The organism is Flexilinea flocculi, assembly GCF_001192795.1.
Lineage (GTDB): Bacteria > Chloroflexota > Anaerolineae > Anaerolineales > Anaerolineaceae > Flexilinea > Flexilinea flocculi.
This window is the reverse complement of sequence record NZ_DF968181.1, coordinates 1526903-1542862: the sequence shown is the minus strand read 5'-3', so window position 1 is coordinate 1542862 and position 15960 is coordinate 1526903. Positions and strand designations below refer to the sequence as shown.

The following is a 15960-nucleotide window of genomic DNA, read 5'->3' as shown; positions in this document are numbered from 1 at the left end:
TTGTTGTTGTGGCTTTTTTTCACGAAGCGTACAAACGCCACAACAACAAGCATTCCTTTCCATATTTGGAATTGCTGGAGATTTGATGAGTGTTTAATAAATCAGATGATAAAAGGTCAAAATAAAAAATTATGCAATTTTTCGAAATTTTCAAGACAACATTTTCATTATTCCTTCTGATTACTGTCGGTTATATATCTAGAAAAAAGAAAATTATTAATGATCAGGCGACAATTGATTTTTCCCGCTTTCTCTTAAAGATACTTTTTCCAATTTATCTCTTTCAGGCAGCCAGTTCGTATATGACACGTGCATATGTATTTTCGGCTCCTATTTATTTCCTCGTTAATTTCATCTTATTAATCATCCTTTATTTTCTTTCAAAACCTTTGACAAGATTTTTCCATATCAGTCCTGAAAGGGAGTCTACTTTTCGATTATGTTCGATTATGGGAAATACTGGTTTCTTTGGAATGATTTTCGCGGCAAGTTTCTATGGACCGCAAGGCATTGTCGCTGCAACGCTTTATGATTTTGGCGGATCAATTCCATTCTTCCTAATACTGCTGCCATCGCTTTTTCAAAGAGATCATAAAGGGAACATTTTTGCTATTTTCAAAGAACCGAATATTATTGCTGTAATTTTTGGAATGATCATTGGAATACTTGGTCTAAAAATCCCGGATTTCTTTTCGCCGGCTTTTGAAATGGTCAGTAGAATTACACTTCCGCTTGCTTTAATCATGTGTGGTTCCCAATTGGCAGGAATCCAGACATTCGCCGGACATAAATACTCCCAAATTTGGTATTTGATTCTGATTAAAATGGTACTCTCGCCATTAATACTGCTTGGAATCGTATGGTTTCTTCCTCTTGAACCATTGATGAAACAATTTGTCATCCTGGATGCAGCAATGCCAACCGGAATTTCGATGGTAAATTTTACAAAAGCCTTTGACAAGGATACTGATTTTGCGGCAATCAGCATTTTCAGTACAACAACTGTTGCGCTCCTGTGGCTTCCAGTATTAATGATCGGTCTTTCTTCGTTATTTTCATAAGACGAGAATCTCCAATTTGAAATTTAGTCAGAATTTTCAAAATCGATATGGAGAATCGCTATATTCCAAAATTATTCAATAAATGAGGACTAAGAATTAAATATAATCGTGCAGTTTTTACTCTCCATAAAAAACTGCATGATTATTATTTTTTTCTTACCCCAATAGGATTTTTTTAAAATTTCGATTAACTGCTCCAACTTCCGAATTACTGAACGAATTATATGGTGTCATCAAAGAATATTTCTAATTATTTCATGAAATTTTTCATGAAGCCCTCCTTTCTTATGATTGAAATAATTTCAAAACATAAGCAATTAGCCGGTGCAAAAATTGAATTCATGACGGATCTGTGACAAAAGTCACATCAATAATTCAGGGTGGTTTGCTATAATAAGTATGAAGAAAATTTCTGAAATTGTCTGAAATTTTTTATACAGGTTTTATGAAAATTACACTGAAGGAAATTGCAAAAGAAGCTGGTGTATCCCAATCAACGATTTCCAGGATGGTTACAGGAAATGCCGCTGTCAGTTATGAATTGGAACAGAAAGTATTACAAGCTTCGCAAAAATTAGGTGTTGAATTTCCCAAAAGAAGCAATCATCATCGTGAATTCTCCAATGTGATCGGTCTCCTTGTGGCTGATCTTTCGAATCCGTATTTCTTAGATATAATGCGCGGTGTTACAAGCGAAGCAAAGGTTCTCGATTATGGTGTGCAAATTTTTGAAACGAATGAAGATGTACAATTCGAAGAGGAAACATTTCGATCCATAGGAAATTTTAATTTATGCGGATTGATTTTATGCGCCTCTAGAATATCCGATGCACGTTTGTTGAACTTTTACCATCAATGCAATCTGCCAATAGTACTTGTCAATCGGTACGTTAAAGATCCATCGATTTGCTGCATTACAGTTGATTATCACAAATCCTTGTTCCAGGCTACAACGCATCTCATCAACTTAGGGCATAGAAGAATCGCTTATCTTTCAGGTCCATCAAAGAGCGACACCTCTCTTAATCGAAGAAGCGGCATTGAGGATGCCTTGGCTCAGATTAATCTCAATCTGGAGCCTGATCTTTGTCCCGGCAGTTTTCCAAACGTTGAAGGCGGTTTTCAAGCAATGATTTCTTTATTGACACTCCCGGAATCAAAACGACCAACCGCTGTTTTAGCTTACAATGATCTGATTGCAGTCGGCGCTTTAAAAGCTATACGCATGAAAGGACTGAGAGTCCCTGAAGATATATCTGTAATCGGTATCGATAACATTTATCTGACAACCCACACCAATCCGCCATTAACTACGATTTCGCCTCCAAAAGTACAAATTGGAGCATTAGCTATGCGAACAGTCTATCGTATGAATATGGGCGATTACGAAAAAGGTGAAGGTTATATGGAAATTGATGCACCATTAACCTTAAGATATTCTACCGGTCCTGCTCCGACACCCTGAATAATTCTTACAAATCATAATAAAGAAAATTGGATCTCATTCCGAGAAAATCAATGGAGAATTAGAAAAAGATGGAAAAGAAAAAATATGTTTTTGAGACCGAAGGAAAAATTATTCGTTATCGTTACCCAACTCATATCAATGATCTGACAATTCCTCGTGAGGAAACAGCATCTTCCGAGGTTTTCATGGTCTTATTAGATGAAAAAGAAGCACCTCCTTTTCATAAGCATGATGATGCCGAACAAATTTTTTATATGATTCAGGGCGTTGGAAAATTAGAGATAAAAGAGGACGGATCGTCAGAATCAGAATTTTTTGAAATCATCCCCGGACAGGTAATTCGAATTCCCCCGCATACCTGGCATCGGGTTACAGCACTCAATAAAGAGGGTGTACGGTATTTATGTGTTGATTGTTTCCCAAACGGCTTTAATCCAGAAGAACCGACCTGGGATTCTCATGTTAAAAACCTATGTGATCAACTGGGCTGGGACTTTAATATAATTCGTGAGGATAGACGCTGACAAGCTGTCACGTCTTTTTTGATTTGAAGTCAAAATGACATTCATAATTTGTTAGGAGGAAAAAAATGAATCGAAGAAGTATTGTTTTCGGATTACTATTGACATTTGTCTTAGTAATTGCTGCTGTCGGTATCGTCTCCGCTGTTGATTACAGCGAAGCCCCTATGCTGGCAGAAAAAGTTGCTGCCGGCGAACTGCCTGCGCTTAAGGATCGCCTTCCGGAAGAACCACTTGTCGAAACCCCGCTGGAGTCAGTCGGTGTTTACGGCGGTACGCTTCGTCGTGGCATTACCGGTCCGAATGATCATAACAGTTATGTACGATGGATGTATGATTCCCTGGTCCGTTTTTCACAGGATGGAACATCTACGTATCCTCATTTGATCAAAGCTTTAACTCCCAGCGAGGATTATAAAGTTTGGACATTTGAGATGCTAAAAGGCGCAAAATGGTCTGACGGTTCTCCCTTTACCTCGGCAGATATACTATTCTGGTTTAATGACGTTTATTGCAATCCAGAATTAAAACCTGCCAAACTCCCCTGGTTATACAACTCGGATGGTTCACTGGTTGAGGTCACTGCGCCGGATGATTATACAGTGGTCTTTACCTGGAAGGATCCCATTACAACGGTTCCGATGGAAGTTGCAGCCATGGACAATCGAGACAACCTCATCCCGATGTTCCTGCCTTCAGCATACTTAAAGCAATTCCATGCGTCCTATACCAACGTAGACGAACTGAATGAAATGGCGAAAAAAGAATCTTTCGAAACCTGGAAACAGTTATTCGAAAATCGTCAGGCTCCTTTCCGCAATCCTGCCCGCCCAGTCATGGCAGCCTGGATGTCCGTCACGACCATTAACGACCCGATTTATACGCTTGTCCGCAATCCGTATTATCCGATTGTTGACACAGCCGGTCAGCAGCTTCCTTATATTGATCAAATCAATTTCATCACCTATCAAAGCATTGATGCATTGAATATGGCTGTGATTCAGGGTGAACTGGATATGCAGGACCGCCATGTGATCATGCAAAACTACCCGGCATTGGTTGAAGAAGCAGGAAAATCCGGTAAATACGATGTCCGCTTATGGCCGACCTTCGGCGGAGTTGACGCAGCCCTGTCCATCAACTATTACTATGACAAAGATCCGGAATACATGAAGCTGTTCCAAAATCATGATTTTCGGGTTGCATTGTCAATTGGTATCGATCGTGAAGAAATTATCCAGAGTGCCTTCCTGGGCGTTGGTGAAGCACGACAGCCAGTTCCAAGAAACACCAGCCCATATTATCCTGGCGATGAATACGCCTTCAAATATACAGAATATGATCAGGCAAAATCCAACGAGCTGCTCGATAATCTTGGCCTGACCAAGCGAGATGCTGAAGGATATCGTTTGATGCCGGACGGATCACGCTGTATGATCGAAATTGCTTATGCCCCGCAGTTCGCAAACTGGGGTGATATTGCCCAAATGGTTGCCGAAGACTGGAAGGGAATTGGTATCGAAGGTGTTGTCGTAGAAAATGAACGAACCAACCACTTCGCAAAACGCGATTCCAATGAACTCATGACTGAAATTTGGAATGAGGACACCACCGGATTCCCGTTCACCGGAGCTCCAAAATTTGATCCTCGCACAAGCCCGGGTGTCTGTATTGCTACGGCAGCCAGAACATGGCTCAACTCGAATGGTGCAGAAGGTTATGAACCAAATGCTGATTTCAAACGCATCATGGATATCATTGATGAAGCGAAACATGTCGATCCTGAAAAACAGGCTGAATTAGGAAAAGAACTGTTCAGAATCTGGTCAGAAGGCTGTTATGAAATTGGTCTGGTTGGTCTTACTCCATTGATTCAGGGTGTCGCAGTGATCAATGTGAACTTAGCCAACGTTCCGGCTGCTGACACACTCGGAAATGACTGGCCGCTCCGCACTCCAGGAAATGGTCGAGCAGAACAATTCTATTTCACGAAATAACATTTATTTTTTTTCACACAGGTGGGTGGACCCCTCACCCACCTGTAACTTTCAATAACATTGATTTATTATCTTGAAAAATAAGCTTATAAGAATACCAATTCAGTAATTTTAAAAATAGATTTGTTATTTGAAAAAAGGGTGAAAAATTTGTTGTTATGATGTTTTTATTTTTTGCGTAAAAAAAATAACAACAAAGAAACCTCCCCATATTTCGAACAACTGGTATCGATTCGATTTGCAGGAAGGTTTTGTTGTTAATAATTTCTTTTTATAGTTCTCTTTGAGAAATTTACCAGTCAATAAGATTGACTGTAAGAAAAGAAATTATCAACAACAGAATGATTCAGTATGTAGAAATCATTTTCAAGGAGGATAAATGGCAAGTTATATCGCAAAAAGATTACTCGTCATTCCGTTATTGTTACTCGTTTTTTCTATCGTCATTTTCTTCTTGATTCAGGCCCCTCCGGGTGATTTCATGACGACCTATTCAGCTATTCTTGCCGGATCAGGATCATCGATGGATAATGAACAGCTCAATTTAATGCGCATTGATTATGGCTTGGATAAACCCATGCATATTCAATACATTCGCTGGATGGGCAAGCTACTGCATGGAGACATGGGATTGTCATTGCTTTATATGCTCCCGAACACAAAATTGATTGGTGACAGAATTGGCCTGACTGTCTTGCTTGCATTCTTTTCTTTTATACTATCCTGGCTGATTGCGATCCCCGCAGGAATCTATTCAGCAACGCATAAGAATTCAATTGGTGATTATTTCTTTACGGTTATCAACTACATCGGCGTTGCTATTCCGAATTTTTTCCTGGCATTGCTTCTTATGTGGATTTGTTATGATCTCTGGGGATTAAATCTGGTCGGTCTTTTTTCGCCGAAATATGAAATGGCGCCATGGAGTTGGGCTAAGGTTGGCGATTTGTTAAGCCATATCTGGCTGCCATCACTGATATTAGCTTTGGGTGGTTCCGCAAGGCTTACACGCATTATGAGAGCGAATTTACTGGATGAACTCGGGAAACCTTATATGATTACCGGCAGAGCAAAAGGTATGTCTGAATGGGCTCTTGTTATGAAATATCCAGTCCGGTTAGCAATTAACCCCCTGGTCAGTACCATTGGCAATTATATACCGCAGCTTTTTTCGGGTTCTCTGGTTGTTGCTACCGTTATGAATCTTCAAAATATCGGTCCCTTATTACTGCAAGCATTATCCATGCAGGATATGTATCTCTCCGGATCTATTTTGTTGGTTTATTGTCTTTTGGCAATTATAGGAACGATTCTTTCCGATATGTTGTTGGTATGGGTTGATCCCCGCATTCGAATGGAGTAAAGGAAAATGACACAAAAAAAAGGATCCTCATCCAAACAAAACGAATTTACTATGATTGCGGACAAAGAAAACGCAGAAGAATTTTCATCTTCGGCAAGTGAAGAAAAAGTATCCGTTGCGTCAAACTGGAAGCTTGTCTGGTGGCGTTATCGCAAGAATCGTCTCGCAGTTATCAGTTTATTCCTTTTATTCTTCGTTCTGACCATTATTATTTTCCCTGATTTCTATGCAAATCAGTATTCCGAAAAGACGAATGCGCGTGAGGCATATATTCCCATTCAAAAAATCCACTTTTTTAAAGATGGGAAAGTTGATCTTTGGGCTGAAAAATTAGTCGGTAAAAGAAACATGAAAACGCTGGCCATGGAATGGGTTTCTGATCCTGCTCAATCGGTTGACGTTCAATTTTTTGGAAAAGGATTCCAATGGAAATTCCTTTTCTGGAATACAGAACGTCATTTACTTGTTCCGGCAGACGCATCAACACGTATTTTCATTTTAGGCTCCGATCGAATGGGCAGAGACCAATGGTCGCGTCTGATGTACGCGACAAAAACATCCTTGACCGTTGGTATGGTTTCTGTTCTGATCAGCGTGTTGTTAGGTGTGCTGCTCGGTGGAATCAGCGGTTATTTTGGCGGAACGGCGGACATGATTATTCAGCGACTCATAGAAATTTTAAATTCCGTGCCTTATGTCCCAATTTGGATGGCAATGACAGCAGCATTGCCGCGAAACTGGTCATCCGAACAACGATTTTTTGCAATTACTGTGATTCTTTCCTTATTAGGCTGGACAACCTTAGGGCGTGAAGTCCGAGGAAAATTCTTGTCCATTCGTGAAGAAGATTATGTTTTGGCAGCAGAATTAATTGGCTGCAGTAAGTTTCGCATTATCGCCAACCACATGGTTCCAACTTTCTTAAGTCACATCATTGCAACTGGAACCCTGATGATTCCACAGATGATTGTCAATGAGACCTCTTTGAGTTTTCTTGGCCTTGGGCTCAGACCGCCTGCAATCAGTTACGGCGTTATGCTTCAGGAAGCTCAAAATGTAAAAACGATGGCTCAAGCGCCCTGGCTGATGATTCCTGGTTTAGTAGTCGTCATTGCGGTACTTATGTTCAATCTTGCCGGAGACGGTTTGCGTGATGCAGCTGATCCGTACAGTAAATAGGAGCAAAAATGACTGATCAAAAACCATTATTATCTGTACGTGATTTACAAGTTTACTTTCATTTAGATGAAGGAATCGTTAAGTCGGTTGATGGTGTCTCGTTTGACGCTTACAAAGGTCAGGTATTGGGAATTGTCGGCGAATCAGGTTGTGGAAAATCGGTAACGATGAAATCGATCCTCAGAATTGTCGAACCACCCGGGAGAATTATGGGAGGGCAAGTTCTTCTAAGCAAGCGCGATCATCCGGATGAATACCTCGATCTGACTGCTATGAACGAGAAAGGAAAAGAAATTCGTGCGGTACGTGGTGGCGAAATTGCTCTGATTCCGCAGGAGCCGATGGCTGCTTTTAGTCCGGTTCACACTATCGGCAACCAGATTATGGAAGCAATTATGCTTCACTGCAACGTCAATAAAAATGAAGCACGAGAAATCTGTGTACAATCGCTCAAATCTGTCGGGATGTCCATGCCGGAGAAAAGAGTAGATTCATATTCATGGCAGTTGTCAGGAGGACTCCGTCAAAGAGCGATCATTGCCATGGCAATTGCTGGGAATCCCCGACTTCTGGTTGCGGATGAACCAACCACTGCAATTGATGTCACAACACAAGCACAAATTCTAAGGTTGCTAAAAGATTTACAGCGTCAAAGAGAGATGTCCATTCTGTTTATCACACATGATTTGGGTGTTATTGCGCAAATGGCACAATATGTCGTCGTGATGTATCTTGGTCGTGTAATGGAAAAAGGACCAGTCGATGCCATATTCCACAATCCAAAACACCCTTACACACAGGCACTGCTGCGATCTATTCCGTCAGCGCAAAAAACCACGAAAACAAAACTGCCAACCATCACCGGTTCGATTCCCCATCCCTTTAATAAGCCGAAAGGCTGCCCATTCCATCCGCGTTGCATTGATGCAATCAAAGGAAAATGCGATGTCGAGCTGCCTGTTGAGTATATTGTGGGAGATCAACAATTTGCCAGTTGTTTCCGCTACGAAAAAAACGAGGTTAACAACAGATGAGCGATATAACTTTTACTCAAAGAAATATTCCTGCTGAAAGACTCCTGGAAGTCAATCATCTGAAAAAATATTTTCCCATCACCAGCGGGATTTTTAAGAAACATATTGGGGATGTCAAGGCTGTTGATGATTTAAATCTCTATGTTAACGAAGGCGAAACACTCGGATTGGTCGGGGAGTCTGGTTGCGGAAAGACTACCGCATCCCGATGTATCCTGCGGGCTTATGAACCGACTGCAGGTGAAATCTTCTTTCGCAATAAAAAGCAGGAATATGTCGATCTTGCGCATTTGTCGGATAAAGATCTTCGCCCGATGCGGCCAGAAATGCAAATGATATTTCAAGACCCCTTTGGTTCTTTGAATCCACGCATGAACATTTTTGATATTATCAGCGAACCGATGCTGGTAAACGGAATTCGAAATCGCAAAGAAAGAGAAGAACGCGTTGTCGATTTATTAAAAAAAGTTGGCTTACGACCTGAATATATGGTCAGGTATCCTCATTCATTTAGCGGCGGACAGAGACAACGGATCGGTATAGCGCGTGCACTGGCGCTTCAGCCAAGACTTGTTGTGGCAGATGAGCCAGTTTCGGCTTTGGACGTTTCCGTTCAGGCACAAGTCTTAAATTTATTAATGGAATTAATGGAAGACATGGGGCTTACCTATTTGTTCGTTGCACATGATCTTTCTGTAGTACGGCATATATGCGACCGCGTTACCGTAATGTACGTCGGAAAAATTGTTGAAACTGCACCGACTGAGGAACTGTATTACAATCCCCGTCATCCATATTCAGAAGCGTTGATGGCAGCAGTTCCGATTGCGGATCCAAGATTGCAGCAGGATCGCAAAGGACTTCCCGGCGAAGTTCCCAGCCCGGCAAATCCGCCAAGCGGTTGTTACTTTCATCCCAGATGCAGCTACTGCAAAGATCGGTGTAAAGCTGAAGTTCCGGAATTGAGAGAAATCTCACCAAATCACTGGACTGCCTGTCATAGAGCAGAAGAATTATCGTTGGAAGGGCTGAAAAAATGAGTATAGCCAGTAAACCAACTGCAATTATTCATGGAAAAATCATTCTTTCTGATCAAATTCTTGAAGGAAAAACTTTATTGATTGCAGATGGAAAAATTAAAGCCATCGACCAAATTGATTCCATTAATAAAAATGAATATGATTGTGTCGATGCAAGGCAAAAATTCATTACGCCGGGCTTGATCGATTTACATATCCATGGCTGCCTCCATCATACATTCAATGAAGCGGACGAATCGGCGTTTCAAACCATCCTGTCTAAAACGCTCTCCTGCGGTGTTACGACGCTCCAACCGACACTGGTATCTGCCGCTATTCCGCAATTATGTCGTTCGCTTGACTTCATTGCAACCTGGAAAAAAGCACAGACAATCGGAATGTCCCAAATTACGGGTGCCTATCTGGAAAGTCCCTATATCTCACCGGCTGCTAATGGAGCCATTCCTGCCTCGACATTGCGAATACCGGATGATGGATCAATCGAGGAACTTTTGGAAATTCCTGATGCGCTTTCAATGCTGATGATTGCACCGGAATTACCGGGAGCCATTAATTCGATAAAAAAGATTACAGCAAAAGGGATTATTGCAGCCTTAGGTCATTCCATGGCGATTGAAAAAGAAATAATTCCGGCAATAGATGCTGGAGCGTCTCATGTAACGCATCTGTGGAGCGCTATGTCAAGTGTCGTTCGCCATGGTCCCTGGCGTCAGCCGGGGTTATTGGAGGTTGCGCTGACGAATCCATCATTAACGGCAGAAATTATCGCAGATAATCGCCATTTACCCCCTACTTTAATGAAACTTGCAGTACAGTCAAAGAAAGGTTCTCTTTGTGCAGTTTCGGACGCATTAAATGGCGCTGGATTACCCGAAGGTTCTCATTTTACTGTCGGAGATCAGATTTATGAAGTTGCTGACGGTGTCGGTATGGTTCCTGATCGGAGTTGTTTTGCAGGCAGTACAACACTATTAAATCGAGAAATACCGGTTCTCATTGAGAAAGTCGGACTTTCTATTCCGGATGCGATTCGGATGGTCACTGAAATACCATCAAGAATTATTCACATCGATCAGGAGACTGGAAGCATAAAATCAGGCCTTTCTGCGGATTTGGTCATTTTTAATGATGATTTCACACCAGTCAGAGTGTTTCAAAAAGGTATTACCGTATATTCTGTCAATTAAAAAGGAATCATATGAACACGAATTATATAAAAACATTTGAAGAATTAGAACAATACACACAAGAGAGTGGTCCCAATATCGTTTATAAACATTTGCTGCCAAAAGGAATAGCAGGGAATAATATTTCTATGGGACTTGTTACGCTCGAAGGGCCTACTGAAACTGAAATCAATTCCCATTCTGACTGGATGCAAGCTTACGTAATTCTCTCGGGATCCGGAACAGTTATTCTGGGAAATTCGGAAATACATATCAGTGAACCGTCAATTGTAAATATACCGCTGAATACGCTGCACGGAGTCCGTTTGAGCGCCGGAGAAAAAATGCAATACATCTATGTAAACAACTATTCATGCAAATAAAAGGAAATTGCAAAATGAAACCAATTTTTCAAGATGTTTGGGGAAAACTTCCAGTCTTTGTTTATGAAACAAACGATGAAATGGGAAAAGCTGCTGCTTTAGAAGCTCGTGAAATCATTAATCAGGCGATACAAGAAAAAGGTTTTTCCAATATTATTATTGCGACAGGCAACTCTCAGCTTTCCTTTCTAAAAGCGCTGCGGGAACTGGATCAGATTGATTGGGGAAAAGTAAATGTCTTCCACATGGATGAATATGTAGGTCTTCCTGCTGGTCATACTGCCAGTTTCCCATATTTTTTGAAAAAACATTTTCTGGATCATATTGACAAAGTTAAAGCGTTTTATCCAGTACCTGGCAATCCGGATACTTTAAGAGAAGACATGCTGGCATACGAAAAATTACTGCGGGATAATCCTGCTGATTTATGCGCACTGGGAATCGGAGAAAACGGGCACATCGCATTCAATGATCCTCCATTTGCTGATTTTGATGATCCGGTATTTATTAAGAAAGTCCGTCTGGCTGAAAAATCACGCCGACAACAGGTAGGAGAAGGACATTTTCACGCTATCGAAGAAGTGCCTACTTATGCCCTCTCATTAACGATTCCTGCATTGCGGTCAGCGAAGAGAATGCTGTGTATGGTTCCGGAATCGAGAAAAGCTGAAGCTGTCGAGAAGACAAAAATACAGGATATCAATGATGAATGTCCGGCAACTATTCTAAAAGACACACCCTGGTGTACGCTCTTTTTAGATAGAGATGCTGCACAGAGAATTCTCCCCTCAAATCTTTGAAATGAGGCTATGCGAAGTCAAGAGAAATTGCTGATGACGAATGAATTATTTATCCTTGGTGATAGTATTTCCATCCATTACACACCGTATCTGCGAGCTTTTTTAAGTCCGGAATGGAAAGTAGTGCGAAAAGGAGAGATTGCCGCGCCAGAGATTCCCGGAGAGGTAGACAAAGAGAATGGCACAGACTCAGGTGTTGTATTGCGCTACTTGCAGACAATCCTTCCACGCATGGATGCAAAGGTCATCCTTCTAAACGCAGGACTTCATGATGTGAAACGACTGCCGACTGACAATGATCCCTGCCAAGTTTCTTTACAGCAATATAAAAGATATTTACATGAAATCATTGATCTGATATCAGCAGCAGGGAAGATGATGATATGGGTCACTACCACTCCGGTGGATGATGAGCGACATCGACAATTTGAAAAGGGTTTTTTCCGTTTCGATCAGGATGTACTGCAATATAACCGGGCATCATCAGAAATTATGAGAAAACATGGAATACGGATTATCGATTTAGGAAGTTTCACAAAAAAGCTGGAAACCCCGTTATATATCGATCACGTCCATTTCACTGAAAGAATTCGTGTTTTGCAAGCTGCTTTCCTGGCAGGCTCTATCAATATGTTTTCAGCAATGAAAGAAGATTGGGATTCAAAATGAATTCAAGAGAACGGTTATTAACTGCAATGAATTTCCAGGAACCGGATCGAGTTCCTTTCGATTTAGGAAGTACTCAGGTCACGGGGATAAACGAAATCGCTTATCGCAACCTTCGGAAAGCATATGGGTTGCCGGATAAAGAAGTCGTCTATTCAGATCAAATTCAAGGGCTGGCATTGCCCGATGAGGATTTTTTACAACTCATCGGCGTAGATACAAGGGGAATATTCCCGCTCAATGCGCACAATTGGAATGTTCAAGTTACAGACGGCGGTGATTATTGGATGTATCACGACGAATGGGGAATCACCTACCGCAAACCAAAAGTTAACGGCCTATATTTTTCAATTCTTCAGGAACCACTAAAAAATGAGAGACTGACTCCAGACTCAATTAAGAATCATCCTTGGCCTGATTTTAAGGACCCTATTCGAATACAGGGACTAAAAGCGCTGGCGGATGAATACCATTCCAAAGGTTTTGCGGTCGTAGTCAAAGATCCTTTCGCCGGAATTTTTGAAATGTCTCAGCGAATATGCGGTATGGATTATCTGCTTATGTTGATGGCAAGCGAACCGGAACTTGCGGGACTTCTTTTTGATAAAATGCTGGAATTAAAAATCGACTTTTTTACAATGGCTTTGCCGATTTTACAAGATTCCATCGATGTCGTCGGGTTGATGGATGATTATGGAACGCAGGTATCACAGTTGATTTCCCCACGAATGTTTCGCAATCAAATTAAGCCCAGGCTCAAGGAAGTATTTGATTGCGTGAAAGCTTATGCGCCAAATGCAAAACGGTTTTTCCATTCCTGCGGGAATGTTCGCCCTCTTATTCCAGATTTTTTGGAAATTGGTGTTCAAATCCTCAACCCGATCCATGTTCGAGCAGCAGGAATGGACCCGTTTGAATTAAAAAAAGATTATGGCGACAAAATTGTGTTTTGGGGCGGCGGAGTTGATACGCAAGGGATTCTGCCGATGGGAACACCGCAACAAGTCCGAGATGACGTAAAACGAAATCTCGAGGCATTAATGCCTGGAGGTGGTTATATTTTCAACACAATCCATGATATTCAGGCAGATGTTCCGCCGGAAAACTTAGTTGCAATGATTGAAACGCTTCATACATATGGGGTTTACTAAAATGATGAGCCTCACTGCAGATCAATTTCTTCCTCTTGAGTTTGTTTTTAATCCAAATTGGTGGAATAAAAATGCAGGGATCAAATTTGATTCAACATTCTATATGGATGCGGATACTCGGGAGAAAAATGATCAAATCATGCGGCGAGTTCTTTATGAAAAGCTCGGAAATTTTGGATTTGGTGAAAAAAATCCACAACTGCGACCGGTTATCGGTTCTCTGTTCGTCGCCGGAGGATTTATCATTCCGGCAATGCTGGGAGCGCAAATCCGGTTTTCAGACGCGGAAGCTCCACAGCCGCTCCCTGTAACGTTAACGAAACAACAAATTGAATCATTTTCACATCCGGTTTTTCGGGAAACATGGCCGATGTCGGAACTAATCAGGAGCTGGGATGCACAGGAAAATAAATACGGATATCTGGTTGGAGATCTAAATACAGATGGTTTACTGAATGCCGCATATCATTTTTACGGCGCAGATCTTTTTACAGATTTATTAGAAGAACCAGATCGTCCCATTCGTTTTATGCAAGAAATTTCAGATTTAATTGTAGAAACTGCTTCTTATATTCAGCACCGAACCGGAAGTTACTCGATTTCAGTCAATCGAATGGCAGCTCATCTGAATCCCACCCCATTTATTCACGCAAATTGTTCTGTTCAAATGATATCCCCTCGCATTTATTCCCGTTGCCATCTTGCGATCGAACAAAAAATGGCTGAAAGGATTCAGCCGTTTGGAATTCATCATTGCGGCATACAGATGGAAAGATATGCAGCGGAATATGCCAAAGTTCCAACAGATTTTTGTGATGTTGGGTGGGGTTCGGATCCTATGAAATGCCGTGAAGCGCTGCCGGATTCCTTTCTAAATTTACGGCTTAGTCCAATCCGCATGCTCCGCAACACGCTGGAAGAAATCATCGCTGATACGGAATACTTACTAAATCGGGTCGGATCTTTAGATCGCGTTGGAATCTGTTGTATCAATATGGATTATGGCACACCGGAAGAAAATTTGTTCGCAGTCTGTCAGGTCGTAGAAAAATACAGAAAGTTGTCAGGTAAATAAATGGATAAACATTGGGAACTCTTTAAAAAAGCAGCACGAGGGGAAAAAACGGATCAGGTTTTACTGGGATTGATCGTTGACAGTCCCTGGATCCCGGGTTATGCAGGAATTGACACACTCGATTATTATCTGGATGAAAATTTGTGGTTCGATATCAATATGGGATTGCGTGATCGTTTTCCGGAAGCTGTGATGATTCCAGGATTTTGGTGGGAATACGGGATGGCGATCGAAGCCTCGGCTTTTGGCGGGCACCTTCTCTTCCATCATGATCAACCACCTTCAGTCGAACCTTTCAGTACAGATTTGCAGTTTTGGGCAACTCACATAAAAAAACAAAATCCAGAAACATCCGGACTCATGCCGCTCGTATTGCGACAGATTGAACGCATGGATCATCGTATGGAGCCCTATGGATTGGGACAGCATATTGCCTGTTCACGCGGTATCTTAACGGTTACATCCTGGTTTATGGGTGTTACCACACTGATGGAATCACTGATTTCCGATCCAGATACCATCACGCCAATTCTTGAGAAAGTAACCGATACGATTATTGACTGGCTGGATGCACAATTGAAACGGATGCGAGATCCGGATGGCGTCATGGTTCTGGATGATTTGGTTGGAATGATTTCAAAACGGCAATATCAGAAAATGGTAGAGCCCCATTTTAAACGGATCTGGAACCATTTTGAAGGGAAAATTCGAATTTATCATAATGATACGCCTTGCGAGCATCTCTATCCAGTTTTCAAAAATGCCGGTTTTGATGTTTTCAATTTCTCTCATAAAACGGAAATTTCAGAAACAAGGCGACTTATAGGAGAAAATATCGTTTTATTGGGGAATGTCGCGCCGCGAGATCTTGGAGTTTTCGGAACACCTGACCAGGTTTATCAGGCAGCATGGAACTGTCTGAAACAAGCACAGGATGACGGGAAATTGATTCTCTCATTTGGCGGCGGCGTCTCCCCCGCTACTCCTGCAGAAAATATTGATGCCATGTGTAAAGCGATCAAAGAATGGAACTTCCAACACTGAAATGTGGATATA

The 15960-nt window shown here is 41.6% G+C and carries 15 protein-coding genes; all 15 read left to right on the top strand.

Annotated features, from left to right (window positions below; translation table 11 throughout):
- Positions 1-131 precede the first annotated feature (131 nt).
- The 15 genes from ATC1_RS11330 to ATC1_RS11260 all read left to right on the top strand — a co-directional run bounded on the left by ATC1_RS11330 (position 132) and on the right by ATC1_RS11260 (position 15948).
- Positions 132-1061: an AEC family transporter gene (locus ATC1_RS11330; protein WP_062282083.1), complete on the top strand. Its 930-nt coding sequence runs from the start codon at positions 132-134 to the stop codon at positions 1059-1061.
- A 445-nt stretch (positions 1062-1506) separates the two neighbouring features.
- On the top strand, positions 1507-2526 hold the full coding sequence (locus ATC1_RS11325) for a LacI family DNA-binding transcriptional regulator (RefSeq protein ID WP_152024303.1): 1020 nt from the start codon (positions 1507-1509) through the stop codon (positions 2524-2526).
- A gap of 71 nt (positions 2527-2597) precedes the next feature.
- Positions 2598-3053, top strand: a complete 456-nt coding sequence (locus tag ATC1_RS11320; protein WP_062282076.1) for a cupin domain-containing protein — start codon at positions 2598-2600, stop codon at positions 3051-3053.
- A 65-nt stretch (positions 3054-3118) separates the two neighbouring features.
- Positions 3119-5047, top strand: coding sequence for an ABC transporter substrate-binding protein (locus ATC1_RS11315; protein ID WP_062282073.1), 1929 nt, complete (start codon positions 3119-3121; stop codon positions 5045-5047).
- Positions 5048-5426: 379 nt separating this feature from the next.
- A complete protein-coding gene (locus tag ATC1_RS11310) occupies positions 5427-6410 on the top strand; it encodes an ABC transporter permease (RefSeq protein ID WP_062282070.1) in 984 nt (327 codons plus the stop codon).
- A 6-nt stretch (positions 6411-6416) separates the two neighbouring features.
- On the top strand, positions 6417-7589 hold the full coding sequence (locus tag ATC1_RS11305; protein WP_201777281.1) for an ABC transporter permease: 1173 nt from the start codon (positions 6417-6419) through the stop codon (positions 7587-7589).
- Between the two features lie 8 nt (positions 7590-7597).
- Positions 7598-8623 carry an ABC transporter ATP-binding protein gene (locus ATC1_RS11300; protein ID WP_062282065.1) on the top strand — a complete coding sequence of 342 codons (1026 nt, stop codon included), beginning with the start codon at positions 7598-7600 and terminating at the stop codon, positions 8621-8623.
- Positions 8620-9663: an ABC transporter ATP-binding protein gene (locus ATC1_RS11295; protein WP_062282061.1), complete on the top strand. Its 1044-nt coding sequence runs from the start codon at positions 8620-8622 to the stop codon at positions 9661-9663. Before ATC1_RS11300 ends, ATC1_RS11295 begins: the two co-directional genes overlap by 4 nt.
- The gene (locus tag ATC1_RS11290) at positions 9660-10850 is read left to right on the top strand and encodes an N-acetylglucosamine-6-phosphate deacetylase (protein WP_062282058.1); all 1191 of its coding nucleotides are present in this window, start codon (positions 9660-9662) and stop codon (positions 10848-10850) included. The genes ATC1_RS11295 and ATC1_RS11290 overlap by 4 nt, the downstream gene beginning before the upstream one ends.
- 11 nt (positions 10851-10861) lie before the next feature.
- Complete coding sequence (locus ATC1_RS11285) at positions 10862-11212, top strand: cupin domain-containing protein (RefSeq protein WP_062282054.1); 351 nt, start codon at positions 10862-10864, stop codon at positions 11210-11212.
- 14 nt (positions 11213-11226) lie between these two features.
- Positions 11227-12012 carry a glucosamine-6-phosphate deaminase gene (locus ATC1_RS11280; protein WP_172667779.1) on the top strand — a complete coding sequence of 262 codons (786 nt, stop codon included), beginning with the start codon at positions 11227-11229 and terminating at the stop codon, positions 12010-12012.
- Between the two features lie 33 nt (positions 12013-12045).
- Positions 12046-12681, top strand: coding sequence for an SGNH/GDSL hydrolase family protein (locus ATC1_RS11275; RefSeq protein WP_172667778.1), 636 nt, complete (start codon positions 12046-12048; stop codon positions 12679-12681).
- Positions 12678-13829, top strand: coding sequence for a uroporphyrinogen decarboxylase family protein (locus ATC1_RS11270; protein WP_152024302.1), 1152 nt, complete (start codon positions 12678-12680; stop codon positions 13827-13829). The genes ATC1_RS11275 and ATC1_RS11270 overlap by 4 nt, the downstream gene beginning before the upstream one ends.
- 1 nt (position 13830) lies before the next feature.
- A complete protein-coding gene (locus ATC1_RS11265; protein ID WP_152024301.1) occupies positions 13831-14904 on the top strand; it encodes a uroporphyrinogen decarboxylase/cobalamine-independent methonine synthase family protein in 1074 nt (357 codons plus the stop codon).
- On the top strand, positions 14905-15948 hold the full coding sequence (locus tag ATC1_RS11260; RefSeq protein ID WP_062282029.1) for a uroporphyrinogen decarboxylase family protein: 1044 nt from the start codon (positions 14905-14907) through the stop codon (positions 15946-15948).
- Positions 15949-15960 lie beyond the last annotated feature (12 nt).